General features: G+C 66.2%; 19 protein-coding genes. 8 read left to right on the top strand and 11 right to left on the bottom strand.

Annotated elements, in window-relative coordinates; all coding sequences use genetic code 11:
* Positions 1-141: 141 nt before the first annotated feature.
* From ACP696_RS01050 to ACP696_RS01065, 4 genes are all read left to right on the top strand, one after another.
* Positions 142-2,631 carry a hypothetical protein gene (locus tag ACP696_RS01050; protein ID WP_426043376.1) on the top strand — a complete coding sequence of 830 codons (2,490 nt, stop codon included), beginning with the start codon at positions 142-144 and terminating at the stop codon, positions 2,629-2,631.
* A gap of 146 nt (positions 2,632-2,777) precedes the next feature.
* Positions 2,778-3,233 (top strand): glucuronosyltransferase, encoded by a 456-nt coding sequence (locus tag ACP696_RS01055; protein ID WP_426011642.1) that lies wholly within the window; start codon positions 2,778-2,780, stop codon positions 3,231-3,233.
* The gene (locus ACP696_RS01060) at positions 3,230-3,724 is read left to right on the top strand and encodes a glycosyltransferase (protein WP_426011641.1); all 495 of its coding nucleotides are present in this window, start codon (positions 3,230-3,232) and stop codon (positions 3,722-3,724) included. Before ACP696_RS01055 ends, ACP696_RS01060 begins: the two co-directional genes overlap by 4 nt.
* A complete protein-coding gene (locus tag ACP696_RS01065) occupies positions 3,721-4,788 on the top strand; it encodes an acyltransferase family protein (protein WP_426011640.1) in 1,068 nt (355 codons plus the stop codon). The genes ACP696_RS01060 and ACP696_RS01065 overlap by 4 nt, the downstream gene beginning before the upstream one ends.
* Before the next feature lie 5 nt (positions 4,789-4,793).
* Here the strand turns inward: ACP696_RS01065 and ACP696_RS01070 are convergent, their stop codons facing one another.
* The 10 genes from ACP696_RS01070 to ACP696_RS01115 form a co-directional block, all read right to left on the bottom strand.
* Positions 4,794-6,125, bottom strand: coding sequence for a hypothetical protein (locus tag ACP696_RS01070; RefSeq protein WP_426011639.1), 1,332 nt, complete (start codon positions 6,123-6,125; stop codon positions 4,794-4,796).
* On the bottom strand, positions 6,118-7,467 hold the full coding sequence (locus tag ACP696_RS01075; RefSeq protein ID WP_426011638.1) for an O-antigen ligase family protein: 1,350 nt from the start codon (positions 7,465-7,467) through the stop codon (positions 6,118-6,120). Before ACP696_RS01075 ends, ACP696_RS01070 begins: the two co-directional genes overlap by 8 nt.
* Positions 7,464-8,840 carry an O-antigen ligase family protein gene (locus ACP696_RS01080; protein WP_426011637.1) on the bottom strand — a complete coding sequence of 459 codons (1,377 nt, stop codon included), beginning with the start codon at positions 8,838-8,840 and terminating at the stop codon, positions 7,464-7,466. Before ACP696_RS01080 ends, ACP696_RS01075 begins: the two co-directional genes overlap by 4 nt.
* A 76-nt stretch (positions 8,841-8,916) precedes the next feature.
* Positions 8,917-10,131, bottom strand: coding sequence for a glycosyltransferase (locus tag ACP696_RS01085; protein ID WP_426011636.1), 1,215 nt, complete (start codon positions 10,129-10,131; stop codon positions 8,917-8,919).
* Between the two features lie 5 nt (positions 10,132-10,136).
* A complete protein-coding gene (locus ACP696_RS01090; protein ID WP_426011635.1) occupies positions 10,137-10,955 on the bottom strand; it encodes a WecB/TagA/CpsF family glycosyltransferase in 819 nt (272 codons plus the stop codon).
* Positions 10,952-12,655, bottom strand: coding sequence for an O-antigen ligase family protein (locus tag ACP696_RS01095; protein ID WP_426011634.1), 1,704 nt, complete (start codon positions 12,653-12,655; stop codon positions 10,952-10,954). The genes ACP696_RS01090 and ACP696_RS01095 overlap by 4 nt, the downstream gene beginning before the upstream one ends.
* 32 nt (positions 12,656-12,687) lie before the next feature.
* Positions 12,688-14,043, bottom strand: coding sequence for an acyltransferase family protein (locus ACP696_RS01100; protein ID WP_426011834.1), 1,356 nt, complete (start codon positions 14,041-14,043; stop codon positions 12,688-12,690).
* A 144-nt stretch (positions 14,044-14,187) separates the two neighbouring features.
* Complete coding sequence (locus tag ACP696_RS01105) at positions 14,188-15,498, bottom strand: outer membrane beta-barrel protein (RefSeq protein ID WP_426043377.1); 1,311 nt, start codon at positions 15,496-15,498, stop codon at positions 14,188-14,190.
* A 94-nt stretch (positions 15,499-15,592) separates the two neighbouring features.
* Positions 15,593-16,114: a hypothetical protein gene (locus ACP696_RS01110; protein WP_426011632.1), complete on the bottom strand. Its 522-nt coding sequence runs from the start codon at positions 16,112-16,114 to the stop codon at positions 15,593-15,595.
* Between the two features lie 66 nt (positions 16,115-16,180).
* On the bottom strand, positions 16,181-16,795 hold the full coding sequence (locus ACP696_RS01115) for a hypothetical protein (RefSeq protein WP_426011631.1): 615 nt from the start codon (positions 16,793-16,795) through the stop codon (positions 16,181-16,183).
* Between the two features lie 271 nt (positions 16,796-17,066).
* Between ACP696_RS01115 and ACP696_RS01120 the strand changes: the two genes are divergently transcribed.
* The 4 genes from ACP696_RS01120 (at position 17,067) to ACP696_RS01135 (ending at position 21,810) form a co-directional block, all read left to right on the top strand.
* Positions 17,067-17,627: a polysaccharide biosynthesis/export family protein gene (locus ACP696_RS01120; protein ID WP_426011630.1), complete on the top strand. Its 561-nt coding sequence runs from the start codon at positions 17,067-17,069 to the stop codon at positions 17,625-17,627.
* A 171-nt stretch (positions 17,628-17,798) separates the two neighbouring features.
* Positions 17,799-18,536 carry a metallophosphoesterase family protein gene (locus ACP696_RS01125; RefSeq protein WP_426011629.1) on the top strand — a complete coding sequence of 246 codons (738 nt, stop codon included), beginning with the start codon at positions 17,799-17,801 and terminating at the stop codon, positions 18,534-18,536.
* A 131-nt stretch (positions 18,537-18,667) separates the two neighbouring features.
* Positions 18,668-20,461 carry a type I secretion system permease/ATPase gene (locus ACP696_RS01130; RefSeq protein WP_426011628.1) on the top strand — a complete coding sequence of 598 codons (1,794 nt, stop codon included), beginning with the start codon at positions 18,668-18,670 and terminating at the stop codon, positions 20,459-20,461.
* Complete coding sequence (locus ACP696_RS01135) at positions 20,458-21,810, top strand: HlyD family type I secretion periplasmic adaptor subunit (protein WP_426011627.1); 1,353 nt, start codon at positions 20,458-20,460, stop codon at positions 21,808-21,810. The genes ACP696_RS01130 and ACP696_RS01135 overlap by 4 nt, the downstream gene beginning before the upstream one ends.
* 54 nt (positions 21,811-21,864) lie before the next feature.
* On the opposite strand, the gene ACP696_RS01140 is transcribed toward ACP696_RS01135, so the two are convergent.
* A complete protein-coding gene (locus tag ACP696_RS01140; protein WP_426011626.1) occupies positions 21,865-25,827 on the bottom strand; it encodes a GH12 family glycosyl hydrolase domain-containing protein in 3,963 nt (1,320 codons plus the stop codon).
* Positions 25,828-26,321: the final 494 nt, after the last annotated feature.

Below are 26,321 nucleotides of genomic sequence, written 5' to 3' on the forward strand. Positions count from 1 at the left end.
CAGGGCGTTGGCCGGGGCCGGGATTGCAAAACTCAAGGCGGGGAAGGCGTCACGTCGGAAACAGGCGGTCGCAGGATCAGCGTGTGTCATTTTCAGCGGGCACGGCCCACCTCGGAAGTGTTGTTGCATATGTCATGCCGGATGCTTGACCAAGAACCATTAGAAAACAGTTCCTGTTCTGAAATAGCCGATCGTATCAAGAGCATCATGGCTAACCGATCTCATACCGCGCCGCAGCATAATGGGCAATCAGGCTCGACCGCTTTAACGTCGCGACGGCTCAGGTCCGGCGCCGTCGCCTTTGGCTTGGGCGCTGCGGTCCTGTCGGCCGGGGTCGGTGCCGCCATCGCCATTGGTCTGGATCCTGCGGGCGAGGCCAAGGTGCCCGACCGGGCGGCGGCGGTCGGCGCTTGGGACGCCGGCGCCTACGAATGGCGGCCCGTGGCCATCGGGGGCGGGGGGTTCGTGACCGGGTACAGCGTGGACTTGTCCGGCGCGACGCGCGTCGCCCGTTCGGATGTCTACGGCGCCTACCTCTGGGACGCCCGCCAAGACCGCTGGGTCGATCTGGTCACCACCGCCAGCATGCCGCTCGCCGATCGGGAGCCCATGCGTTTGAACACGGGCGTCTACGAGGTCGTCGTCGCGCCGTCCGACCCGCGCCGGATCTATCTCGCCATGGCCGGAGACCTGTTCCGGTCCGAGGATGGCGGCGCCCGTTTCGTGAAGACGGCCATGCCGCACAGCGAGGTCGACGCCAACAGTCCCTTCCGTCATTCCGGCCCCCACGTCGCCGTGCACCCCGACAATCCCGATCTGGTGATTTACGGCACCCCCGGCGACGGGCTCTGGCGTTCGGACGACGGCGGGACGCGGTGGTCCCGGGTCGCCTCCGTCCCGAACCCCCACGGCAAGGCCGGCGCGCCGCCGGCCCGCGCGGCGCCCGGGATCATCGTCTGGTTCACCCCGGACGGCGGCCAGGTCTGGGCGATGGCCTCGGGATCGCGAATGTTGGTGTCTTTGGATGCGGGCCGGTCGTTCTCTGACCCGGGCGGGGGTCGGGCCGCGGGCCCCTTGCGCTTGCGCCAGGGCGCGTTCTCCGCCAACGGCGCCTTCTATGGCGTCGACGAGGAGGGCCAGAAGGTCTGGCGGTTCTCCGGGGGTCAGTGGAGCGACCTGACGCAGAACCCCGGCATACGGCCGAGGCGATTCGGGACGGTCGCCATCAATCCCGTAAGCGGCGAAGTCTATGTCTTCGACGAGGGGGGGCGCGGCTACCACAGCGCAGATGCGGGAGCGCATTGGTCCCGCGTGACCAGCCGCGCGGTCGTCGGAGACAACGAGCCTGGCTGGCTCAAGGTCGTGGACAAGGCCTACTTCCCCACCGGCGCCGTCGTGTTCGATCCTGTCGTGCCGAACCGGCTCTGGAACGCCGCCGGCAGCGGCGTGTATTTCGCCGATGTCGGGGACGCTGGTGGGACGGCCGTCTGGACGAGTCAGGTCCGCGGCATCGAAGAACTGGTCGCCAATGACGTCGTCGCGCCGCCCGGCCAGGCCCCGCTGTTCGCCGCCTGGGACTTCGGCGTCCACCGCAGGGAGGATCTGCGGCGATACTCGACCGGATACGGCCCCCGACCCCGGGTGCTCATCGCCGTCCAGCAGGTCGACTGGAGCGCGATCGACCCGTCCTTTCTCGTCACCAACGCCTCCGACACGCTGAAATGCTGCGCGCAGGACGGCGATTCGGTGCTGGCGGGCTTCAGCACCGACGCCGGGAGAACCTGGTCGAAATTCGCGCGGCTTCCCCAACCGCCCGGCACCGAGGCTTCTGATCCCTGGCGCATGTCCTATGGCGCGATCGCCGTCTCGGCCAACGACGTCAACAACATCGTCTGGGTGCCGGCTAACAACCGTTCGCCCTTTTTCACCCGCGACCGCGGGGCGAGCTGGACGCGGGTGGCGCTGACGGGAGAGGTTCTGCCGTTCACAGGCTCCTACGCCCACTACTACGATAACCGGAGAACCGTGGCCGCCGACCGGGTTCTCCCGGGGGTGTTCTACCTTTATCACTCGGGGGATGGGGCCAACGCGGCCCTGGCCGGTCTGTGGGTCACGCGCGACGGCGCAGCGACCTGGACCCGGGCCTGGACGGGCGAAATCGCCCCCCACAGTCGCGGGAGCGCCAAGCTGCGCGCGGTTCCGGGTCAGGCCGGTCATTTGTTTTTCACCACGGGCCTGGACGGCGTCGGCGTCGATACCGGTCTGCGGCGCAGCGTGGACGGCGGGCGGAACTGGACCGTCTTGACGGGCGTCTCGGGGGTCCAGGACGTGGCGTTCGGCAAGGCGGCGCCGGGAGCGGCCTATCCGGCCCTCTATATCGCGGGACGCCTGCAAGGGGTCTACGGCGTCTGGAGATCCGTTGATGACGCCAGGAGCTGGACCCGGATCGGACAATTTCCCGTCGGGACCCTGGATCAGGTGGTGTCCATGGACGCCGACAAGGACGTCTTCGGGCGGGTCTACCTGGGATTCAAGGGCTCCGGTTGGCGCTATGGGCAACCCTCGGATTGCACGCCTTCGCCCTATCTGTTCCGGCGGACGTCCGAATGTTTCGGACTGGCGGGAAAATAATCGCGTTTGGCATCGAAATCCATTCTCAACACACGCACGCTATAGCCTTGGTGAGCAACACATAGGCAGATATGAACCATGATCTTCACAGTCCGGCAGGGTCCGGCCTCACGGAGCGTCGCCCTGCGGCGACTGGAAAGGACGGGATGGCGGATCGCGTCTTGCTTGTGGCGTCCGCCGGCGGACACTGGGTGCAGCTGGCCAGGCTGGTCCCGGCCTTCGAGGGCATGGACGTCAAATTCGTGACCACGGTTGCCGGGGGCAGGGCCCCGATGGGCCGGCGCGCGGTGGCCGTCGTCTGGGACGCGTCCCAAAGCAGTCCGTGGCGCCTGCCGCCCATGATGGCGCAGATGATGGTCGTCCTGATCAGATTCCGTCCGGACATCATCGTCACGACGGGGGCGGCGCCGGGCGTCGTCGCCTTGTGGCTGGGCAAGATTCTTCTGGGCGCGCGCACGGTCTGGATCGACAGCGTCGCCAACTCCGAGAAGGTCTCGCTTTCCGCCCGGTTGGTGGAGGGCAAAGCCGATCTGCGACTGACCCAGTGGGCGCATCTCGCCGATGCGGCCAAGGGAATAGACTATTTCGGTGCCGTCCTTTGATCCTGCTGTCGGTCGGCACCCAACTGCCCTTTGATCGTCTGGTCCGGGCGGTGGACGACTGGGCCCTCGTCCATCCCAGGATCGAGGTGATCGCCCAGATCGGCCCGTCGACCTATCGACCGCATACGCTCAAGGCCTTCGCCTTCCTCGATCAGGGCGCATTTCTGGATTTACAGAAGCGCGCCGACCTTCACATCAGCCACGCGGGCATGGGGTCGATCCTGACGGCGATGGAATACGGCAAACCCATTATCGTGATGCCGCGGGATTTCGGCCGTGGCGAACATCGCAACGGCCACCAGGCCGCGACCGCGCGCCGCTTCGCCGACACGCCGGGCGTCCATGTCGCCGCCGATGTCGGCGCGTTGACCGACCGGTTGTCGCAGTTCAGGAACCTGAGCCGACCGAGCGGAATCACCGCCCATGCCTCACCGGCGTTCACCGACAGGCTGCGCGCCTATCTGGGCTCCACGCGCCCCGGTCGTGAATGAAGAAGTTGATCGGCCTTCAATGGGCCCGGGCCATCGCGGCCGTCATGGTGGTGGTCACGCACGCGATTGTTCATCCCTCTCCGGCGGCGCACGGCGCGGCCCATCTGGGGGGACGGTTCGGCGTGACCCTGTTCTTCGTCATAAGCGGCTACATCATGGTGGTCACTACCGGCCAGGGCGGGTTCGATCCGGTCCGGTTCATGCGCCGCCGCCTTCTTCGGGTGGCGCCCCTCTACTACGTCGCCACGGCCGTCGCAGCGCTGGCGGCCCTGGCTATCCCGTGGGCTTTCAAGGACACGGTGATCGACCTTCGGCACATCGTGTCGTCGCTGTTGTTCGTGCCGATGTACGAACCCGGATCGTCAGGCCAAATCACGCCCTTCCTCAAGCTCGGCTGGACACTGAACTACGAGATATTTTTCTATGTCGTCTTCGCCTGTCTCGCCGCATTTGGGGCCTGGAGCCGGGCCGTCGCTCTGACGGTCGTTTTCGGCGCCTTGGTCGGCCTCGGTCTGGTGTTCGACTTTCCATGGGCGCCGGCGCAGTTCTATACGCGTATCGTGATGATCGCCTTTGTCGCGGGCGTCTGGATCGCCGTGTTGGCCCGTCCCGACGCGCCCTCCCTTCCGGTCCCCCTCGCCATGGCGGGACTGGGCGTCTCGGCGGTCTCGCTGGGCGCGATGGCGGTGATGTACGTCGCCGTCGAGACCCGGCTGATGACGGAGTTCTGGCTGGTGGGGACATGCGCGCTCATTGTCCTTTGCCTGTCCCGGGCGCCCGAGGCCTGGACGCGCGCGGCGCCGCCCGTTCTGGCCTACCTCGGAGACGCCAGTTACGCCATCTACCTGTTCCACATGTTCGCCGTCGGTCTGACCTACGTTCTCGTCAGGAAATTCGTTCCGGAAGGGTTGAACCTGCCTGCGCTCTGGCCCGCCGTGGTAGCCGCAGCCTCTGGCGTCGGCGTCGGCCTCACCGTTCATCGCCTTATCGAAACGCCGATGACCGCCGCCCTGGCGCCGCTCCACGGTCCAAAGCCCCAAGTCGGAACGCCTCCGGGGGCCTGACAAGGCTAGCGCGGGGCGGGCGGCGGAAGGCTGTGGCCAGAGCCCAGAGCCAGCTGGGTCGCCATCCATTGCGTCTTCTGGCGGCGGGTCCAGACAGCGAAGACGATCTCGCCCGCCAGCACGCCGACGATCGACCAGACCGGTCCTGCGGTCACAAGCAACACCGTCACGGCGGCGACGGACACGCCGCAGGAAATCAGGCTGGCGTGGGCGAGGGCCCGGAACTGGCCGCTCGCCTGCAGCAGCACGCTTTCGGGCGTGCGCAGAAGCCGCACGAAGGCGACGGCCAGCCACAACCAGGCGCCCAGCGCCAATTGAGGACGGTCATACTGAGGAGGAAAGAGCGCCTGCGGCGCAAACCGCATCAGCAGGGCGGCCAGCCCGACCGTGCCGACCCAGGCCATGAGCAGCATCAGCCGGAAGAACAGAATGGCGCGGTCGGCCTCTTGAAAACGTCCGGCGGCCAGCAGCCGCGCCAGCTGCGGCCGCTCAAAATCCGTGAGCGCGTTGGAGGCCACGCTCACGGGGCGCATCAGAAGAGCGCTTGCGGCCAGGGGGGCGAAGGCGTTGGCGCCCCGCAGCAGGGTCACGATATAGGCGTGGGCGTTGCCGGTCGCCTCGGTCGTGAGCACGCCGCTCAAGGACCAGCGGGCGTGGCCGAGCCAGATCGTGCCATAGCCCCGCAGGTCCCTTGGGGCGATCTCGAGAAACTGGCGTCTCAGAAAGGCGCCGCCGAAGGGCGCGAGACCGAGGACCGCGGCCGCGAGCAGGGCCGAGTAGGGCGTGACCAGAGAAACGGACGGCTGAAGCAGGGCGATCGCTACCCCCGCGAGCAGCGCCAAGGCGAACAGGACGTCCGACGCCATGGTGCGCCAGGCCGCGCCAGCGGCGTAGGCGTAGGCGTATGCCCGACCGAACCAGCGCATCAGGTTGGCGGCGCCGAAGGCGCCGAAGGCCAGGGCCGCGGGCCACGGCACGTCGAAGACAAAGGCGACCGCGGCGAACACCGGGCCGGCGGCGAGCGCCCCCGCCAGATTCGCCGCCATGAGGCTGCGCTGACGCGCCGCGCGCAGGTCCGTGTCCGCTGTCGACAGCAGGATCGGCATCGGGGCGAAAAACAGGGCGGTCCATATGCCCGTGCTGAACTGGCTCGCCACGAGAAGGAAGGAGAATGCGCCGAAGGCAAGCGGGGGCAGGCTGTGCAGAAGCTGCACGGACATCAGGAACTGGGCGCCGGCCACGCCTATAGGGCCGACCCCGGCTAGGGCGTAGCGAAGCATTTTTCGGGGCAGGCTGTCGTCGGAGCGAAGGTCGGCCGCCAGGCCGTCCTCACCCATGGCCCGTGCCGGGAGCCTGCAGGCGTTCGCCGTCCGGGAGGGCTGATTTCGCCGTCCGGGAACGCCGCCCGGCCCCCGACGACCCGCTGCGCGGCGCCGCCGGCTTGCGTGTGACGACATTGGTCAGGGCCGCGGCGAGGATCAGGAACACCCCGACGATGACGTCCCGCTCGAACAGGCTGGTCTCGGTGATGTTGTGACCCATGCAGAACGTGAGAAGCGCAATCAGCAGCGCTCCGGTGGGTCGGCTGACCTGGGCGTTGGAGAGCAGTTTCCACAAGGGGATCAGAATGGTCGCCAGGACCACCAGAACAAGCCCGACCCAGCCCACCTGGACCAGGACGTCGAGATAACCGTTGTGGCCGGCGCTGAGCCCGGCCACCCAGTTTTTGGAATAGGCGAAGATCGGACTGGTTTCTCCGATGTTCCAGAAGGAGCCGTAGCCGGAGCCGAACGGATGGTCCTGGGCGTAGGAGATGAGGTAGGGCCAGATCTGGACGCGGCCGGTCAGGCCGTCTCGGCGCGCGAACGGCCCGAGCATCTCGTCCCAGGCTGTGATCGAATAAATCATGCCCGCGACCCCGGCGGCGGCGACCACGGGGATCATGATGAAGCGCAGGCGAGGATTGAAGACGAGATAGACGCCACCGACGGCGGCGGCCAGCAGCAACATACCCATCGATGTCTTCGACTCGGTCTTGAACAGGAAGACGGCCGACGCGACGATGACGCCGATCCTCAAGAAAAGGTTTAACTTCTGGCGGCCAAATCCGAATATCAAAATCGTCAGGGCGCAGACTGCGCCGGTGAAGTTTTTCTGCGGCAGCACGCCCTTCCAGTCGCCGATCAGGCCATCGTCCATCCCGTCGCCCGGCTGGTGGATCGCGGTGTGCGGCGAAACCGCCACGGCGAGGAAATTCACGATCAGCAGGGCCGCCAGGCAGATCATGATGGCTTTTATCGTGCGAGCGTAGCCGCATTCCTCGACCAGTAGATAGATGGTCCAGAAAACCAGGGTGGTGAGGATCAGCCGCCTCATCGAGATCGACGGCTCGATGGCCCAGGTGACGCTGAGCCAGCACCACAGGACCGCCAGGATCATGCTCAGCGGAGGAGCCAGCAGCTTTCTCGGATTCTTGAATCCCCCCACGATCCAGATCGTGCTCAGGAAGAGGAGGGCATAGGCCAGCTGGCGTGCCGTATTGCCCCCGCCCCCGGCCGGGCCGTCTGCGGTCATGATCGGCGCCACCAGGACGAGCGTCACCAGCACAAAAATGCAGATGACCGCAGGAATGAGGAAACGCCTCGCCTGTCTGGGCTCTCTGGAGTCGGCGAGGGTCATTGGGCGTTCATTCCGGGACGATGGCGGGTGTCGGGGGCGGGCGATTGCGAACCGGCGGGCCCGGGCGCCGTCCAGGCCCAGTAAAACGGCTCTGTCCGTCCGGGGGGGAGGGGCTTGCGCGTGGCCAAAACGGTCATGGCGACTGTGAAAACGAACACTAGCTGCATGATCATGTCCCGGTCGAAAAGGCTGCTTTCGCTGAAATTGTGGCCCGCGCAGAACACCAGCATGGCGATCATGACCGACCCGCGTTGAATCATGACAGTGCGGCTGGCGAAAAGCCGGACCAGAGGATCGAGAATCATCGCGATAACGGCCAGGATCAGTCCCGGCGCCCCGATGGTGATGAGCAGATCAAGGTAGCCGTTGTGGCCGTTGCCCAGTCCAGAGACCCAGCCGTGGGTGTAGGTGAAAATGGGACTCGCACTGCCGATGTTCCAGAAGGAGCCGAACCCGGCGCCGCGCAGCCAGTGATCCTCGGCGTAGCGCAGGACGACGGACCAGATTTCGGCGCGTCCGGTCAAGGCCTCGCCGGTCGTGAGCGATCGCACCAGATCGCCCCAGTAGAACTGGCCGATCAGCACCAGCAGGCTCAGCAGACCGATCACCAAAGGGATCAACAGCGACCGGTATCTAGGATTGTAGCCCAGGTAGGCGCCGCCGACGACGACAGCCACGCCCAGAACTGACAGCGAGGTCTTGGATCCCGAGCGAAACAGGAAATAGGCGGCCGCCAGGATGAGGCCCCAGCGCAGGGCGACGTTGATCCAGCCGCCGTAGAACGCCAGCGAAATCACGGTGAGGGCGCACAGGGCGCCGGCGAAATTCTTTTGGGGAAGCACGCCGCGCCAGTCGCCGACAAGGCCGGGATCGACCACATCGGCGATCTGGTGGATGGCGGTCGCGGGGGAGGCGATGACGAGGGCGTAGTTCAGCGCTAGGACGCCGATCAGCGTGATCTGGAACGCTCTCATGCTGCGCTCGAACCCGGCGCGCTCGACGGTCGCGAACACGGTCCAGATGATGATCGAGGTCAGCAGTAGCCGCCGTGTCGCGATGGACGGTTCGAGCGACCAGCTCAGGCTGAGGCAGCTCCAGGCCAGCACCAGCCAGATCGAAAGCGTCGGCGCCAGGAGGCGCTGCGGGTACTGCAGCGCCTGGGAGGCCAGCAGAACGAACCCGAAGACCAGGATGTAGAGGCCCTGTCGGAGAAGATTTCCGTCGCCGGTCGAGTTGACGGCCTTCTGCGCCGTGAGGGGACTCAGCCCCACGAAAACGAGCAGCATCAGAACGACAAGCGCCAGGCCGCACAAGCGGGCGGACCGCTGTCCGGTCGTCTGGACCGGGCGTGGCAAGGCCAAGGCCGGCATCATTGTCCCGCCATCGCGGGTGACACGCGGGCGCGAAGGAACGGGCCGCCGGTCAGCTTCGGCGTTCCTGCTGAGCCCATCAGAGCGCCAGCCGTTCATAGGCCGCAAGCATCGTGTCCCAGCCCGTCGTCTCGCCTAGTCGCGTCGCCCGGGCGACGTAGTCCCGGTAGACGTCAGGATCGTCCAGGAGACGGGCGATTGCGCCGGCGAGGGCGACATCATCGTGGACCCCGACGACGAGACCGCAAACCTCCCCGTCCGGCGCGGTGACCCCCTCGATTTGCACCGGCGCGTCCGAGACCACCAGGGGGAGGCCGAGTCTGGCGGCTTCGACGAGGCCGAGACTGTGACCTTCGTACAGGCTGGGCTGGGCGAAGACGTCGCCTTGGGCCAGCAGGGCGAGCGCTTCGGGCCGCGGTCGAAATCCCAGGAAGTCGACGCGCGCCGAAACGCCGAGCGTGCGGGCGAGCGCCTTGAGGTCCCCCTCATCTGGTCCGTCGCCGATGATGTGCAGGCGCGTAGCGGGAAGATGCGACAGGGCGCGGATCAGCGTCGGATAGTTTTTTTGCGCCGCCAGACGGCCTGTGGCGACCACCAGACGCCGGCCGGCCCCGTCCTTGCCCCGCCCTGCGCGGAGCCGCGCGGCCGTCTGCTCGATTTGCGGCGGAAGCGCATTAGTGATGGTGTGGCGTTTGGCCAGATAGGCGGCCGGTTTGCCGTCGTGCGATCGCCCGACCGTGTGCGACACGCTGACCACGGCGGTGACCGCCTTCAGCGAACCGGTGAAACCATCGAGAAGGTTCAGCAGCGGACTGTGGGTCTCGGCCGGCGAATGGTGCGTCGTCACCACTTGGGTCGACAGGCCGGCGAGCCGGACCGCGATCGGCGTGAGCACGTTTGCGGCGGGCAGGGCGGTGAACACCACGTCGGGCGCGCCGTCCGACAAGAGCCGCGTGAGGCTCCGCAAAAGGCCGATCAGCCCGAAGGGGGAGCCGGGTCTGCGCAGTGCGACGTAGGACCAGGGCGTCTCCGCTGAAACGGCGCGCACCGCGCCTGCCGATGGAAACAAGGCGACCAGGCGAACCTCATGGCCGCGCGCCTGGAAGCTCTCGGCCAGGTTGGCGGCGACTTCCTGGGCGCCCCCGGCGTTGGAGTGGGTGACCAGAAACCAGATCTTGCGCGGTCGTGCGGTCGCCGGGCGCTGCGCGGCCGGTCCGGTCGCGGCGAGGCCCGTGTCTATCCTGTTCAGCCCCAAACCTGACCCTTCCTCACCCGCGACGCGTTCCCGGACCATAGCCGCTATCTGCGGCCCCGGACATCCGCATCAGCCCGGGAGGCCCGTTTCGGGCGCGGGGCGTCTGACGTCTGGGTCGCAAGGTAGAACAGGGCTGGAAGATTGGTGCCGAGGTAGCGACGGCCCAGGCGGAGGGGCTCGTTGAAGGTCCGGTACAGCCACTCCAGGCCGTTGCGCTGCATCCACAGGGGCGCGCGGTGGAACTTACCCGAATAATGATCGAACATGCCGCCGCAGGTGCGAAGCCAGGCGACGCCCGACAGCCGCGCGCGGTTTCGCAGGGCGAAGGATTCCTGGATGGGACTGCCCAGGCCGATCCAGACGACGTCGGCGCGGGCGGCGAGGATCTCTTCGCAGATCGCCGCTTCATCCTCGCGGTCGAAATAGCCGTGCCGGATGCCGACGATCTGCAAACCCGGATACTGGTCCAGGAGGTGGTCGGCGGCCGTCTGGGCCACGCCCGGCTTGGCGCCAAGGAAGAAGAACCGCAAGCCTTCGCGCGCCGCTGCGGCGGAGGCGTCGAGGATGAAATCCGTCGTCGCCACCCGCTCGCTGAGCGGCTCACGGCACAACAGACGCGTCGCCATCACCAGGGGCATACCGTCGGCGTCGATGACGTCGGCTTCCAGGACCATTTCGCGAAACGCCCGATTGGCGTGGAAGTCGGCGATGACTGCGCCGTTCGAGGAAATGATTATCAGAGGCTGGGTGAGAACCCCGGCGCGCGCCTGGAGGCAGTCCTCAACCATCATGCCCGCCAGCTCTGCGCGGGTGATGCGGGTGGTCGGCACGCCGCCGACCAGGAGCCTCCGGCGACCGTTCATACGTCCGGACCTGGGTCGCGAGCCTGTGGGAAGAGGCCGGGCGCGCCGGGGAGAGAGCCCGATTGGCTCGTCGACACCTCGCGACGTCGGCGGACCTGCGCCGAAGACGTCTTACGGGTTCTGACGGGCGGTTCGACCTGTGGATTTCGGGCGCAATGACACACGTTCATCGATTGCACAGTCAATCTGTCCCTCTGAACGCCACAGACGGTCGCTCTCGCCGCCGAATCTTTATCGACCTGAGCTCGAATTGCTAGCGCTTCCATAGTGCGCTGCAAACCAATCTTCCGCAGTCGCGTCACGGTCCTGCGGCCGAAGCGCGAGATCGCACCCCCGCGAGCCGCGGCCCGGTCCGATGCCGGCCGGCGGACAAGCGCCACCTGCAACCCCAGAAGGAACGCCCAGGTCGCGGCGATCGACGGGACCTGAAGGGAATAGTCGGTGAGTCCGTGGAGAAGAACGACGATGTCGGCGGCGATCAGCCCATCCAGGAAAAGACGCTCGGGCGAACGCTGGCGCGCCGATTTCACGGCCGTCCAAAGGCAGGCGCCGATACAGACGAACATAGGCGCGGCGCCGACGACGCCGGCCTCCTCAAGCCACTGGATGTAGACGTTGTGAGCTGCACGAATTGACCAGAGCGCGGAGTAGGTCTCCGGGGTCATCACCACATTGTTGATCAAGGGAAACGAGCCCAGGCCGTAGCCGAACGCCGGCGAGGCGAGGAACGCCCGCCAATGGCTGACGAAGATCACGCCGCGATTGACGGCGTCGTCGTCGATGTGTCCGAACCGCTCCCACAGGACGTCGGCACCCGCGAGCAGCGCAAGACAGGTGAGGGCCGCCGTCCCGATCCAGAGGGCGGATCGGGCTGGAAGCGGCGCTTTTCGTGACCGTGCCCACTGCCAGGCCATCACGGCCAAGGCGACGCCGGTGGCGACAAAACCCATCCGCGAGGCCGTGAGAAGCAGGCTTGCACCGAGGACGGCGATGCTTGCGGTCAGCAGGAAAAAGTTCGGGCGCAAGCGGTGTCGGTCAAGCGAACGCCACGAGCCGCCTTGTTGAACCAGCAGGGCGACGGCGATGACGAGAAGCATCCCGAACAGTGTCGCCGCACTATTGGCGCTCATGAATCCCGCCGCAAGCCGGTTGCCCGTGCGGACCTGTTCGCCCGAGAGGTAGTTGAAAACACCGATCAGGGCGAAGACCGCACCGCTGAAGACGACCGCCTGGCTTGTCGCCAAGGCCCGTTTCACGGCGCCGCCCTGTAGGCAGCCGATCAGGAACGCGCAGGCGAGGCCTGCGAGTTTGACGATCTCCACCAGGGTGGCGGTTTGATCGACGGACAGCGAATGCGACACGGCGTCGCCGAGAATTTCGCCGGAGCGTCCGCCGGGAAGGATCAGGCCGGCTCCGGCGATCATCAGGGTTGTCGCAAAGGCTCCGGTAATCAGCGGATGGGTTCTGGGCGAGGGCGCGTCCGCCCCCGCGGCGCCGTGCCAGAGCGCGAGAAGGGTCGCCGACAGGGCCAGGGCCATCGCCAGGGTGAGCCACAGGGCGGCCGCAACGGAGTTGGCGCCGGCGGTTAGATGGAAGACGCAGAGCCCCGCAGGAAAGAGCGTCAGCCCGGCGAGGATTTTTGGGCCGAGGGCGGCGGTGGAACTTGCCGTACGCCGGCGGCTCGCCCGCCGACGCCGCATCGGGGCGTCACGATTGTCAGAAGATGTCGTCCTCATCCGGCGGGGCCTGGACCGTTGATCCGGCTCAAGGGGGCGGGCTCCGAACGGGGCTTTGGCGAACCGGTCGGGGGCGGTGCGACCCCCGACTGGGCTACAAGACCGTCGGAGATGCGACCGGCGATGACCCGGGCTCCAGCGGGCGTCGCATGGTCGCCGTCAAACAGCATCGGGGCTCCGTCGCCGGCGACCGCCTGGCAGCGACGCGACGAACACAGCGCATCGATTAGCGAAACATAGCCGAAGCCGTGTTGGCGGGCCGCGATCTGGAACAGGCGATCGGCTTCAAAAGGCTGGCCCGACAACTGTCGCTCGAGGCTGGACGCATCGCCGGCGATCGCCATCCTGACCGCCCCGGCGGGAAACCGGCCGGGAAGGCCTTGCGTGCCGATCAGGACGAGGGCGAGCACGACGAGGCCCGCTACGGCGGTGACGAGCAAAAGCGCGTCGTACCGCTGGAACACCATGATGGACCAGTGCCACAGATAGAGCGAACAGGAGATAAGGCCGATGAAGACCAGCGGCCGCAGCGAGAGCAGACGTGAAACCCAGGTCCCGGCCTGACCGGAATGAATGATGAGCGCTGCGCACAGCCAGGGCGCGAGGGCGGCGATCCAGGGGAAGGGCGTGGTCTGGGTGAAAAGCATCATCGACCCGGCGATCAGCGCCAGCCCGGTCGCGGCGACGAGATTACGGACGAACGGGTTTCGAATTGCCGGAATGACGCCGAGGGCCAAGACCGTGCCGATCAGAAGCTCCCAGGCCCGGGTCGGCAGAAGGTAGAAGCCCCCTGAAGGGAAAGCCGTCACGGAGGCCGCGCTGAGGGCCAGGGACAGTCCGAGCAGGCCGGTGACGATGAGGGTCAGGCGGCGCGGGGCCCAACGCGTCACGCCCATGATGATCAGGGGGAAGACGAGGTAGAACTGCTCCTCAACCGCCAGCGACCAGGTGTGCAGCAGCGGCAGGCTTTTGACGGTGGGCTGAAAATAGCCGGCATCGCGCCAGAAATAAAGGTTCGACACCGAGCCGAGGGCCGCCAGGAGCGATCCTGCGTATTTGATGGTTTCGATGGGAAAGAAGCGCCAGACAACGAGCGCCGTCACGACCGTCAACAGGGCCACAAAGGCGGGAAGGATGCGGCGAATGCGCCGCCGGTAGAAATCAAGAAGGTCGAACCGACCCGCCGCCGCATCGGCCATGATGTGGCTGCTGATCAGATAGCCGGAAATGACGAAGAAGATATCGACCCCGACATATCCGCCGCGAAGGTAGGATTGGGCGATATGAAAGACCACCACCGGAAGAACGGCGATCGCTCTCAGACCGTCGATATCGCGGCGATACGCTCGCACCTGTTTCAAACCTGACGTCTCCCTCGACCCCGCTATCGCCGCCTGCGGGCGGGTTGCGGTTTCGAGCCCTCACCCAAACGAGCGCTGTGATCCAATGTACGGGAAGGATATTAACAACAAGGGCTTGAGGCCCGTCCGGTCAAGTCAGAACTGGCTGACGAGCGACAGCTGCAGCCTTGTGACGTTGTACCGGGGGCCGCGGCTGACGCCTTCGGACTGCTGGTCGATATAGATCAGGGTCCCGCTGAGCCCGAAATTCCGGTTGATTAGATAGGTGCCTCCCAAGGAGCCGAGGAGACGGGTGTCCTGGCGATCAACGCCGTTGTAGCTGTCGTCCGAATAACCGACGCGGCCGTTCAGAATGAAATTCCGCAGGAGTTCGTGGTCCACGCTGACGCCGCCTTCCGACCGCAGATAACCGGCGGCTCCGGGGACGCCGGCGTCCTCGATCGTTCGGGCTGCCGAGGCGGTGACGGTCGTCAACTCCGTCGGGAACCATTCGACCTGGGCGCGGGCGCCGAAGCCGCCAAGGTCGACGAAAGCGGAATTGTCGAAGCTTTGCGAGATGTAGCCGACGGCCACCTCGCCTCGGCTGACCGCGCCCAATTCGAAATTCACGCCCGCCAGGGCTTCGTAGCCGTTCGAGGTCCGGTCGGCGAAGCCCGCCGGGACGTTGCCGTAGGACCGGTCGTTGCCCGTGATCTGGGCGAAGACCGCTGTCGCGGGGCTTACGGCGTAGTCGACGCGCACCACGGCGCTCAAGACGTCTCTGTCGCGGTCGTTCTGTTCGATGACCGCGCCTGAGGTGCTGCGACCATTCTTGTAGTCGTAGCTTCGGACGTCCGCCCGAGCGCCGAGCTTCACCCGTCCGCGAATGCGCGACGCGGCGAGATAGGCCTGAGCCACGTCCAGTTCGATCGGTTCGGCTGCGGCGAGAGCGGTGTTGGTGGATGTCCGGGGCTCGATCTGGTGAGCGAAGTCGGCGCCAGCGGCGAGGTTGGCGCCGCGAACAATGTCGAGACGCCCACGGGTTCCCAGCGCCCACTCGTTTCGGTTTTCGCTTTTGAACTCCGCATTCCGGTTCAGGGCGCCGCGGACGTAGGCGGTAAGATAATGCCGCGACCATCCAGACTCGGCGGTGACCTCGGGCCGGACCCTGAAGATGACGGCGTCCTGCGCGTCAGTCTCCGTCGCAAACACATTGTCGTTGTATTCGACGTCCGTCTGGACCTTGGGGAAGATCGTAAACGCGCCGCGCGGCAGGCCCACGGCTTCATAGTCGGGTCGCGCGCGTTCCCTCACGCCCACGGCCCGGTCGCGGGCGAACAGATCCGCAGTCTGGCCCTGGGCGGTCCCCACGGCCTGCGCGGCCGCGCTCGACGCCGCTGCGACCACGAGGGCCGACATGACCCCAATCTGGAGTGCAAGCCGCGTCTGGTTATTCCGCTGGGACATGGATCGGGCCTACATTTTCAAAAGATTCAGGGCCGTCTTCGCTGGATGCGACGACGGCGACGTGATCGGACGCTTTTACCGTCCGCCCAAGGTCTCAGGACCTCGGGCGATAATCCGACCCGCCGGCGGAATCTCCCGCAGTTGGAGGCGCTCCGAACGGCGGAGCACTGGTATCGTTGCCCAATGATGCGGGGGACTCATCAATTTTCAGAAACCCGCGAATCCGCGTGAGAAGTTCGTCGAACGCTGCGGCGGCCTCTGCGCTCAGCGACCCGCTCGCCCCGAGCTGCGCCCGCGCCGCCACGAGCGCATCGACCGCGACCTCCGGCGTGGCGCCGCTGGTGGTGATGGTCTCTTCTAGGGCCTTCACCAAGAACGCCTGGTGTTCGGTGGCGGGAGCGCCGCTGGCGGCCAATTCACGCTGCCCATTCGTTACCGCCAAGGCCAGCGCGCTCGTTAAGGCCTCCACAGACACAGACAAAGGCGCGGGCGCCTGATCCTGGGCCGGTTGCGACGCGATCACCGCCGCGGCGACCGGCGCTGCCACGACCACTGCGGCGCCGATCAACGCCTTGGCCCAACCTGTCATACGTCTGCGGATCGCCACGTCCATCATCCTCATATCTCCCTACCTTGCCCGATCATTTTAAGTTCTACCATAGCTTGCGTCGATTTAGATTTCTTAACCGGGCGTTTGTGGCATAAATGCGACACTTGCGCCAGTCCAAACTTTCGGCGCTGCAGGCCTGGATGCGCCCCGCTCGCGGTATGCCCGCTGTGTCGTCAGGGTTGCGGACAGGCGTCCGGCCGGATCTCGGATCGTGCGGGCGAGGTTGTTGCTGCCGCGGTGAAAGCGCGCATAGACCTCAAGCTCTGTCGTCGCGCGCGCGCGCAGCGCCGGCGACAGGCGCCCCCAATTCTCAAACATGTATTTGACGCGCCAGCGCGTGATGTCCGGGCCAAGCGGCGCCGCGCGGTAGGAGCTCTCAAGGTCAGCCAGGGCGTCGCGGTCGAGGCCGCCGGTTTTGGCCTGGCGGATGTAGGCTTTCCGGGCCCAGGCGGTGGCCGTCAGGGGAGCGGCCGACAGGGCTGCCTCGTTCTCGCGCTCGGCGGTTGTCAAATCGGTGGGCGACTCGCGCAGGGCGCTGTCGGCGTTCATCTCCCGCCGCGCCGCGCTCGCGCCCTGGAGAGCGGCGTCGGTTGACGACAGACGGATCATCACACCTAGCGCAGCCGCCACGGTGCAGGTCGAGACGAGCAAGGCGACGCCGAAGGCCGGTCGCCGCACCTGTTTCACGCGATGGCGCCGTCTTGGCCGTAGGCTTTCTGATGGCGACACTCCCGGTCCTCCCTTGCGCTCTGGCGATCCGCCTTCATCGTACGGCAAGGCTTTTAATCATTTATGTTTTTCTTCCGGAGTATTGTGCGGTGCCGAAGAAGGCTTGAACTCGGGCCCGCGAACTGCAAATTGACAGGCTCTGCCTTGGACATCCCGCGCGGTCCGATCCGAGGCGTTCAGACACTATGCAGGAACCAAACGGATGAGGCATTGGCTAGGCACGGCTATCTTGGGGATCCTCCTCGCCTGCTCAGTGGCGGCGTGCGCGCCGGGCGCCGTCGGGGCCGGGCCGAGCAGCGGGGCGGGCGGCCTCGTTCCGACCCGGGAAGTGGCGGAGTATCGCCTGGGCGCGGCCGATAAGGTCCGGATTAACGTTTTCAACGAAGAGGCGCTGACGGGAGAGTTCCTCGTCGGCGGTAATGGCAAGATTTCCATGCCCCTGATCGGCGAAGTCCAGGCCGCCGGCCTGACCGTCTCCATGCTTCAGGAAGAGATCGCCGTCGCGCTGCGCCAAGGCTACATCAACGAGCCACGGGTGAGCGCCGAAATTCTCACCTACCGTCCGTTCTACATTCTGGGCGAGGTGAACAAGCCGGGGGAATATCCGTTTACGAACAACCTGACGGCGCTGAACGCGGTGGCCACCGCCCAGGGCTTCACCTACCGCGCGAACACCAAATTGGTGTACATCAAGCGGGCAGGGGACAGCGGCGAGCAGGCCTATCCGCTCACGACCGCAACACAGGTTGCGCCCGGCGACACCATCCGCATCGGCGAGCGCTACTTCTGAACCGTGCGGCCGGACAGGGCGGCAGGCCGCCGCAGCGATCGGCGAGCAGGAGCGTTCGCGCCGGACCGGGCATGCCGGCGCCGTCATAAGGGTCTCGTGATGTTTGGAAATCTGTTTAGAAGACCGGGTCCGCCGCTTCGCCGGCGCACGGTGAGGCTGCCGGATGACACAGTGGTGTGGGCGATCGGCGACGTTCACGGACGCCGCGACCTTCTCGAACCCCTGGTTGCCGAGTTGCTGGCGGATCTTTCGCGCAGCCCGGCGCGACGCAAGGTCGTCGTCTTTCTCGGCGACTACGTGGATCGCGGACCGGAATCGTGCGGCGTGATCGAGTTGCTGGCCTGCCTGCCGGGTGCGCACCCCTTCGAGTTTCACTTCTTGCGCGGCAACCACGAAGACCGGATGGAGGCGTTTCTCACGGATCCGTCCGTGGGCCCCAGCTGGTGTGACTACGGCGGCCGCGAAGCCTTGCTGTCCTACGGCATCGATGCCCCGGTCCGCCGGGACGACTTGGAAGGCTGGGCCATCACGTCCCAGGCCCTGAACCGCGCCATGAAGGAGGCCCATAAAACCTTCCTCGCCAATCAGGAAATGTCGCTCGGCATCGGCGACTACTTCTTCACTCATGCCGGAGCCAAGCCCGGGGTGCCCTTGGAGAGCCAGTCCAAGCACGATCTGATGTGGGTGCGGCAGCTTTTCCTGGACGACCCCAGGCCCTTCGACCGCGTTGTGGTGCATGGCCATACGCCGACAGAGAAGGTCCACATCGATCACCGCCGTATCGGCGTCGATACCGGAGCCTATGCGACCGGCGTGCTCACCGCCCTTCGCCTGGAGGGGGAGAGCCGCTGGTTGCTTCAGACGGCGAAATTCGGAGGCGGCGTCGAACTGTCGCTTCGAGCCGCCTGACTCTCGACCCGCCGCGACCGTGCGCCACGCCGGTTCGCCGCCCGCCGAGACTCGGCCAAGGGTGATGCCGGTTTCAGGACTCATTAACGGATGCCCGTTAACCGTGTTCAGGCATTGAGAGAACTCAACTAATGTCGTCGAACGTAAGTCGGCCGCCCCACGGCGCTCCCGTCGATCACCTGATCCGGGCGTGCCGGAGCCATTTTGTGGCCGTCGCCGCCTTCAGCGCGCTGTCAAATCTGCTTTTCGTCGTGCCGACCCTTTACCTGATGCAGGTCTACGATCGCGTGCTCCCGACGGGCGGGCTGATGACCCTCGTCCTGCTGAGCGGCGTCACCCTGCTGGCCCTGGGCGTGCAGGCGTTGCTCGACTGGGTGCGCTCGCGCATTCTGGTGCGCGCGGCCGCCCAGATGGATCTCAAGGCCTCGGCCGATGTGCTTTGGGCTGCGTTGTCGCGCAGCGCGAGGGGAACATCCGGCCAACGCGCAATCCAGAATTTCGACACTGTCAAGCAGGCCCTTTCCGGCCCGGTGCTTCTGTCAATCCTCGATGCGCCGTGGGGGCTGCTCTATCTGGGGCTGACCTATCTCCTTCATCCGGCCCTTGGCGTGCTGGCCACGCTGGCGGGCGCCGCCATGATTGCCGTCGCCCTGACCAACGAGCGGCGGACACGCGCGCCGCTCAAGGCCGCAGGGGAGGCCGCAGCGCGAGGCTATTCGACCCAGGAGGCGGCGTCGCGGGGCCTGTCGGTCGTCGGGGCCCTCGGCATGAAGCGCGCCATGGTCATCAAGCATCTGTCGGAGCGCTCGCAGATGCTGGAGTGGCAGTCGCAGGCCAGTTTTCGCGCAGCCGCCTACACCAGTTTCAACAAGACCCTGCGCATCGTCGTGCAATCGGCCTCGGTCGGCGTCGGCGCCTACCTCGTCATCCAGGGCAATCTGTCAGCGGGGAGCCTCATGGCGGCCTCCTTCCTCCTTGCTCGCGCACTTTCGCCGATCGAGCAAATCACGGGCGCATGGCCGACGCTCGACAAGGCTCGCAACGCCGCCCTTTCGCTCAAGGCGCTTTTCGACGCGACCGGCGCGCAACCTGACCGGACCCGGCTCCCCGCCCCGCGAGGGCGGCTGACGCTGGAAGACGTCACGGTCCAGGCCGGCGCAGGCGCGCGACCTATCCTCAGCGGTCTGACGTGCACGATCGAACCAGGCCGGATCACCGGCGTCGCCGGCGCCAGCGGATCAGGCAAGTCGACGATGGCGCGGGTCCTCGTCGGCGGGGCCGACCTCAGCTCCGGCCTTGTGCGCCTGGACGGCGCCGCCCTTCAGGACTGGGATTCCGACGCTCTGGGGCCGCACATCGGCTACCTGCCGCAGGAGTCCACCCTGTTTGAAGGCACTGTGAAGGAAAACATCTCCCGGTTCGGTACCTATGTCGCCGGCGACGCAGACTCTCTGGATGAATCCACGGTGGCGGCGGCCATGGCGGTCGGCGCGCACGACATGATCCTCACGCTGCCTCACGGTTACGACACCCGGCTCGGGGTTAACGGCAGCGGCCTGTCAGGCGGACAGACCCAACGGATCGCCCTTGCGCGGGCCTTCTTCGGCGATCCCGTAGTGCTCGTTCTCGACGAACCCAACGCCCATCTGGACGGGCTGGCCGAACAGCAGCTCATCCAGGCGATGACGAACGCGCGCGCCCGGGGCGCGACGGTGATCGTGATGGCGCACTCCCGAGCCCTGCTTGGACTGGCTGATGAGATCATTGTTCTCAAGAACGGCGAGATCGACCTGTCCGGTCCGTTGAAGGACGTCGCGTCGCTGATGCGTGAGCGGAGGTCCGGCCCGCGAACGTCGCCGGTCGACCGGACCGCCGAGCCGGCCGGCGATGACGCCCGTTCCCTCAATTCGAAAGCCGTCTCATGACCCCCCTGACGGCTTTCATGGAGACCTCTCCCCTGACCAAGGGGCTGTGCCACATCGCCGACGCCCGGCGCGACATCCTGCTTGGCGGCGCCGCAGCCACACTGTTCTTCGTCGGCTTCGTCGGCTGGGCCGCTTCGGCGCCCCTGGATTCGGCGGCGCACGCGACCGGCCAGGTCGCGGTCTCAGGCAGCAGGCAACAGGTCCAAAACCTCGAGGGCGGCGAGATTTCCGCCCTGCTGGTCAAGGAAGGCGATGTCGTCGCCGCCGGCCAGCCGCTGGTGGAACTGAACGCCGCTGAGGCCCGGGCCGCGGAGCGGGCCTTGGCCGCCCAAGTGATTCAGCACCAAGCCCAGATTTCCCGGATCCAGGCCGAAACCCTGGGACGGCCGTTCGAGGCGCTTCGCCTGCCGGCGAGCGCCAGCCCCGAAGATCGCGCGCTTGCAGCCGAGGCCGAAATCATGGCGCGGCGGGAGCTCGCGGCGCGCGACCGGGCTTACGCTACGGAACAGGCGGTCCTCTCGCGCCGTGTCGACCAGCTTCACGAACAGATCACGGGGGGGCGCGTCCAGAGCGCCGCCAATGAACGTCAGCAGGGCCTGATGGGTCAGGAACTCAGCGGGATGCGCCGCCTAGCGGACCAGGGCTATGCGCCCCTGACCCGGGTTCGCGCGCTGGAACGGGCGGCCGCCGAGCTCGAAGGCGCCAACGGTGTTCAGCGCGGGGAAATAGCGCGCCTCGGCGCGGGCGTCGGCGAAATCCGGCTGCAGATGAGCCAGACGTCTGCGGAGCGCGCCCGCCTGCTGGCCGCCGAGACCCGCCAGGCGCAGTCGGAGCTTTCAAGCCTTATCCCGCAATGGGAGGCCGCCAAACAGCGGCTGGAGGCGTCGCGGATAAAAGCACCCGTCTCCGGCACAGTGATGGGGGTGACGGTCCACACCGTCGGGGGCGTGGTGGCGGCAGGGCAGAACCTGATGGAGATCGTTCCCGTTCGGCCGTCGCTGACCATGGATGTCCGGGTCCCGGCGCGGGATGTGGAGGGGCTGTCTGCGGGGCAGGCTGTCGAAATCAAATTTCCCAGCCTCACGAACCGACGGACCCCGGTGTTGATGGGATCCCTGGCCGTTCTGTCGCCTGACACTCTCGTCGATGAGAAGACCGGCGCGACCTTCTACACGGCCCGCGCCGTCGTCAGTGAAGTCGAGCTTCTGAAGCTCAACCGGGGTGAGGCGTCACCCGTTCGGCTCAGGCCCGGAATGCCGGTCGAGGTGCTGATCCGCAAGCGCAAGAAGAGCCTTCTGGAATTCTGGTTTGAACCCCTGATGTCCTCGCTGTGGAGCCAAGGCGGTTAGCCTGCGGCCCGACGTCGACACGGCTGGCCGGGTATGCCGGCCAGCCGTGTCGAGTCAGGCATGACCCCAGTACGCCGGCGTCGGCTGCGAAAGCCATGCCACCATATCGGGCAGGGTGACCATTCCGGCAGGATCGGCGATGGCAAGCGCATGGCCTGCGTCCGTCGCCACGAAGTGGGGGGTCGTGAAGTCGCCCGAAACGCTGTGCGCCAGGTCCGTTGAAGACACGCTCGCGGATGCGACCGACTTGCCCGGCAAAGCGTCAGAGGCCGAGAAGAGAGCGCTGGGGGGCGAGGTCTGGGCCCCGACTCCGTCGAGGAGATGGCTGATGTCCATGTCGGCGTCGCTGACCGTATGGATGTCGCCGAGGCTCAGCGCCAGGCCCGGTTTGAGACTGGCGATCAGAGTCGGCTTACCAGCGCCCGTACCGTCTGCATCGAAGGTCAGGGCCCCGGTCTGGGCGTTCCAGAAGAAGGTCGGGCGGCCGGACACTGAGGCCGAACCGGAGGCGATGAAATCGGCGTCGCTGGCAGTCAGCGCGCGCTCGTCGCCCTTGATGGTCTGGAAGCCGAAGGCCGAGCGGGAAAGGGTGATCCGGTCCTCGCCATGAACGAAATCGGTGATTTTATCCGATCCATCCTTGTCTGCGAACAGGAACCGGTCAGCGCCGGCCCCGCCGGTCAGGGTGTCGGAGCCGATGCCTCCGCGAAGGGTGTCGGAGCCCCCGCCGCCAGACAGAACGTCGTCTCCGACGCCGCCCGTCAGATAGTTGTTCGCGGCGTCTCCGCGCAGGATGTCGTTAAACATCGATCCGGTCACACCTTCGATGCTGATATACCGGTCGCCCGCCGCCTCGCCGCTGTTCAGACCGGGATTGGACAGATCGACGGTCACTGCCGCCTGCGCCCCGAGGTACTGGGCCACATCGTAGCCGCCGCCGCCGTTGAGCGTATCGGCCCCGAGCCCACCCTCCAGCAGATCATTTCCGCCCCGGCCTTCGAGGACGTCCGAGCCGGCAGCCCCCGTGAGCAGGTTGGCGCCGTCATCGCCGCGAAGACTGTCGTTGAACGCCGATCCGGTGAGGTTCTCGATGCTGATGAGGCTGTCGCCGGCCGCTTCACCGGTGTTGCCGGATGGCGCTGTCATATCCACGGTGACGCCTGATAGGGCGTTGTTGTATCGCGCCGTGTCGACGCCGGCTCCGCCGTCCAGACGGTCAGCGCCGGCACCGCCCCACAGGAGGTCGTCGCCGTCTCCGCCATAGAGGCTGTCCGCGCCGGCGTCGCCGTAAAGATAGTCGGCACCCAACCCTCCCAAGAGGGTGTCGTCGCCGTCGCGTCCGAAGATCGAGTCTGAGCCGTTGTCGCCGGAGAGGATGTTCGACACGGCGTTGCCTCGCAACGTGTCATTGAACGCCGAGCCGGAAATGTTTTCGATGTCCCGATAGGTATCGCCCCCCGCCTCTCCGGTGTTCGTGCCCGGCGCCAAGAGGTCGACCGCAAGACCGGCGGCGGAGGCCTTGTAACTCACGGTGTCGGTTCCGTCGCCGCCGTCCAGCACGTCCGCGCCCAGGCCGCCGACGAGGACGTCGGAGCCCGCGCCGCCCCGCAGAGTGTCGTTCCCGGCGCCCCCGTCGAGCGTGTCGTTGCCGTCGCCGCCGTCGAGGACGTCGTTTCCGTCGCGGCCGAGCAGGAGGTCGTCGCCCGTGCCGCCCGTTAGCTGGTTGGCGGCGGCGTCGCCGGCGAGGATGTCATTCAGCCAGGAGCCGAGCAGGTTCTCGACGCCCACATAGGTGTCGCCGGCGGCTTCGCCCGTGTTCAGCCTGGCGTCCTGGAGATCGGCCTGAACGCCCGTGGCGCTGCTCTGGTAGCCTGCCGTGTCGATGCCGGCTCCGCCTTCCAGGCGATCGGCGCCGAGGCCACCGACCAGCATGTCATTGCCTTCGCCGCCCTGAAGGATGTCGGCGCCAGCATCACCGTACAGGTTGTCGGTGCCCGCTGCGCCGATGAGAACATCGTTGCCACCACGGCCGCGGATGATGTCGTTCCCGTCGCCCCCGTTGATCGTGTTTGCGCCGTCGTCGCCGCCGAGCGTGTCATTGAACGCCGAGCCAAGGATGTTCTCGATGCTGTCATAGGTGTCGCCCGCAGCTTCGCCCGCGTTCGCGGCGGGCGTGAGCAAGTCGACGACCACGCCGGCTTGCGCGCCCGCGTAACTGGCCGTGTCGATCCCGGCGCCCCCGCGCAGAATGTCGGATCCGGCGTCGCCCTGGAGCCTGTCGTCGCCGTCCCCGCCTTCGAGGATGTCGGCGCCGCCGCGCCCGACGAGAACGTCGGCGCCTGCTCCACCTTGCAACATATTGGCTGCGCCGTCGCCGAAGAGGCTGTCGGCGAAGGCCGAACCGCGGACGTTCGAGAGGGTTTTGAAGGTATCGCCTGCGGCGTCGCCCGTGTTCAGGGCGGACGAAGCGAGATCGACGAGCACACCCCTTGTCGCGGCGGCGTAGGAGACGATGTCTGCGCCGCCGGCCCCGATCAAGTCATGAGAGCTGTTCACGCCGTCGAAGACCCCGTCGGCCGGGCGAACGGTGAACTCCGTCCGGACGGTGCCGGAGCCGTCGGCGACATAGGTCGACTGAACGCCGTTTACGGGAACGGTAGTCGCCTGGATCCCGAAGTCGTTGATCGTCAATGAGCCCGTGCCGGAGAAGATCTCCGAACCCAGCTCCACGGAGGCGAGATATTCATTCGGCGACACGATGCCGAGAGACACAAGCTTGGCGAGAACTGCAGCGAAATCGACGGTGCCCCTGAAATTGTCTGTGTCGAGGATCAACGCCGTGTAGCGGCCGGTATGATAGATTTTGGCGGAGAAGTTGGCGTCGGAATAGGTTCCGATGAGGTCGCCGAACGGCGGGAAGTCGCCGGTGTGCGTCCAGATCATGATCTCATTGGTGATCGTGGACTCGCCCCCGCCCTTTACGCTGGTCAGCCAGATGTCGAAGGCGACGTTGAAGCCGGCCGTGTTTCCCGCGATGCTGACGTCGTAGTTGATAGCCAGCGACGAGATCGTGCTCACCTGAAGCGGGAAGACGCCGCCGATGTCTGTCGGCTTCTGGCCGCCGGCCATCGGGGCCGGGCCGAAGGCGACCTCGGGATAACCGCGGACTGGCGCGCCGTACTCCGTCGTGAAGGGGAAGGACCAGGTGAAGGTGGTGCCATGGCTTACGTTTGAGCGCGTCAGGGTGCTCTCGATCGTATAGTCCTTGTTCTCGACGAGCGCGCCTGGATTCCAGATGTTGTTGACGACGTACCAGCCGTTGACGAGCGTGGCCCGACCGGCCCCCGCCATCAGGCTCTCGCCCGCTTCGGCGACGTTGGCGATGCGAAACCCGAAGTCGTAACCGTGCAGGCTTGAAAGCGAGACGTCGCGCAAGACGAGCGACTCTCCGTTGCCCATGGCGAAGCTTACGTCGGACCCGTTCTGGGTCGCGGAGGCCATCAGTTGACTGAAGGTCGAGACGCCGTAGCCCTGCAGCTGGATTCCATCGACGCTGGGCTTGAAGTTGACGATGGCGTCGGAGCCGTTTCCGGCCACGATCCTGAACAGGTCCGCGTGAGAGCCGCCCACCAGGACGTCGTCCCCGGCCAGGCCGTTGAGGGTCGAACCGAAATCGCTGGCGACCAGGATATTGCCTAGGGCGTTGCCGGTTCCGGATCGAGCGCCCTGACCCGTCAGAATGAGGTTCTCCACGTTGGCGGCGAGGGTGATCGGGGCCCAGACGCTGGCGAGGATCGTGTCGATGCCGTCCTTGTCCTTTTCGGTGACAACCGCAGACGTGTCCCAAACGTAGTAGGTGTCGTCGCCCGCGCCGCCGATCAGGGTGTCGCCGCGCGAGGCGTAGAAGACATCATTTTTCGCCGTGCCGGTCTGGGTTTCGGCGTTTGCCGATCCGGTAACCCAATTCTGGGTTGCTCCCGACTCGGCCATGATCAGTTTTTTGGCGTTAGTATACATTGTTACTGTTCCCGAAAGGAGCTCAATACTCGCCCTGAAAACCGTAACTTGTGGTTTGGAAACGAGGTTAAACCTCGGATAACCAACTTCAGGCGTCTGCTAGAAGATTTGGCGAGTAATGACCAGACGGGTGGTGGGATAGGGCCACCCAGTTTGTCAGGCGTTTGACGCCTGGCCTTAGCTCGTTGTTTGGGCCAGAGAGAACAGACGTGTCGGCCTTCTAGACTTACCAACGGCCCAGTGTTCGAAACCTAGTCACCGTACAGGGTCGCATTGACCTGTGCTGAGCTCCCCTCAAAGGGCGCTGTACGCAGGCCGCTCAGGCTTCAACCCTGACCAGAGCGAGGCTTGAGCCCCCGCGAGCCGAGGATCGGCTTAATATTCCATCGTTTCTAGTCGGCCGTGGCCGCCGCGGGCCGGATGGACGGCCTGCCGCCCTGGTCAGGAAAGCCTTGACGGGCGCGTTGTGGTTCACAGGGCCACGCGGTCGCGTG

It is taken from the genome of Caulobacter sp. DWR3-1-2 (assembly GCF_049896225.1).
In the GTDB taxonomy this organism is placed as follows: Bacteria; Pseudomonadota; Alphaproteobacteria; order Caulobacterales; family Caulobacteraceae; genus Caulobacter.

What these genes read in the sequence shown, in the direction of transcription:
- ACP696_RS01050 (WP_426043376.1), top strand. Translation starts at nt 142, where the DNA reads ATGCTTGACCAAGAACCATTAGAAAACAGTTCCTGTTCTGAAATAGCC.
- ACP696_RS01055 (WP_426011642.1), top strand. Translation starts at nt 2,778, where the DNA reads ATGGCGGATCGCGTCTTGCTTGTGGCGTCCGCCGGCGGACACTGGGTG.
- ACP696_RS01065 (WP_426011640.1), top strand. Translation starts at nt 3,721, where the DNA reads ATGAAGAAGTTGATCGGCCTTCAATGGGCCCGGGCCATCGCGGCCGTC.
- ACP696_RS01070 (WP_426011639.1), bottom strand. Translation starts at nt 6,125, where the DNA reads ATGGGTGAGGACGGCCTGGCGGCCGACCTTCGCTCCGACGACAGCCTG.
- ACP696_RS01075 (WP_426011638.1), bottom strand. Translation starts at nt 7,467, where the DNA reads ATGACCCTCGCCGACTCCAGAGAGCCCAGACAGGCGAGGCGTTTCCTC.
- ACP696_RS01080 (WP_426011637.1), bottom strand. Translation starts at nt 8,840, where the DNA reads ATGATGCCGGCCTTGGCCTTGCCACGCCCGGTCCAGACGACCGGACAG.
- ACP696_RS01085 (WP_426011636.1), bottom strand. Translation starts at nt 10,131, where the DNA reads ATGGTCCGGGAACGCGTCGCGGGTGAGGAAGGGTCAGGTTTGGGGCTG.
- ACP696_RS01090 (WP_426011635.1), bottom strand. Translation starts at nt 10,955, where the DNA reads ATGAACGGTCGCCGGAGGCTCCTGGTCGGCGGCGTGCCGACCACCCGC.
- ACP696_RS01095 (WP_426011634.1), bottom strand. Translation starts at nt 12,655, where the DNA reads ATGCGGCGTCGGCGGGCGAGCCGCCGGCGTACGGCAAGTTCCACCGCC.
- ACP696_RS01105 (WP_426043377.1), bottom strand. Translation starts at nt 15,498, where the DNA reads ATGTCCCAGCGGAATAACCAGACGCGGCTTGCACTCCAGATTGGGGTC.
- ACP696_RS01110 (WP_426011632.1), bottom strand. Translation starts at nt 16,114, where the DNA reads ATGATGGACGTGGCGATCCGCAGACGTATGACAGGTTGGGCCAAGGCG.
- ACP696_RS01130 (WP_426011628.1), top strand. Translation starts at nt 18,668, where the DNA reads ATGTCGTCGAACGTAAGTCGGCCGCCCCACGGCGCTCCCGTCGATCAC.
- ACP696_RS01135 (WP_426011627.1), top strand. Translation starts at nt 20,458, where the DNA reads ATGACCCCCCTGACGGCTTTCATGGAGACCTCTCCCCTGACCAAGGGG.
- ACP696_RS01140 (WP_426011626.1), bottom strand. Translation starts at nt 25,827, where the DNA reads ATGTATACTAACGCCAAAAAACTGATCATGGCCGAGTCGGGAGCAACC.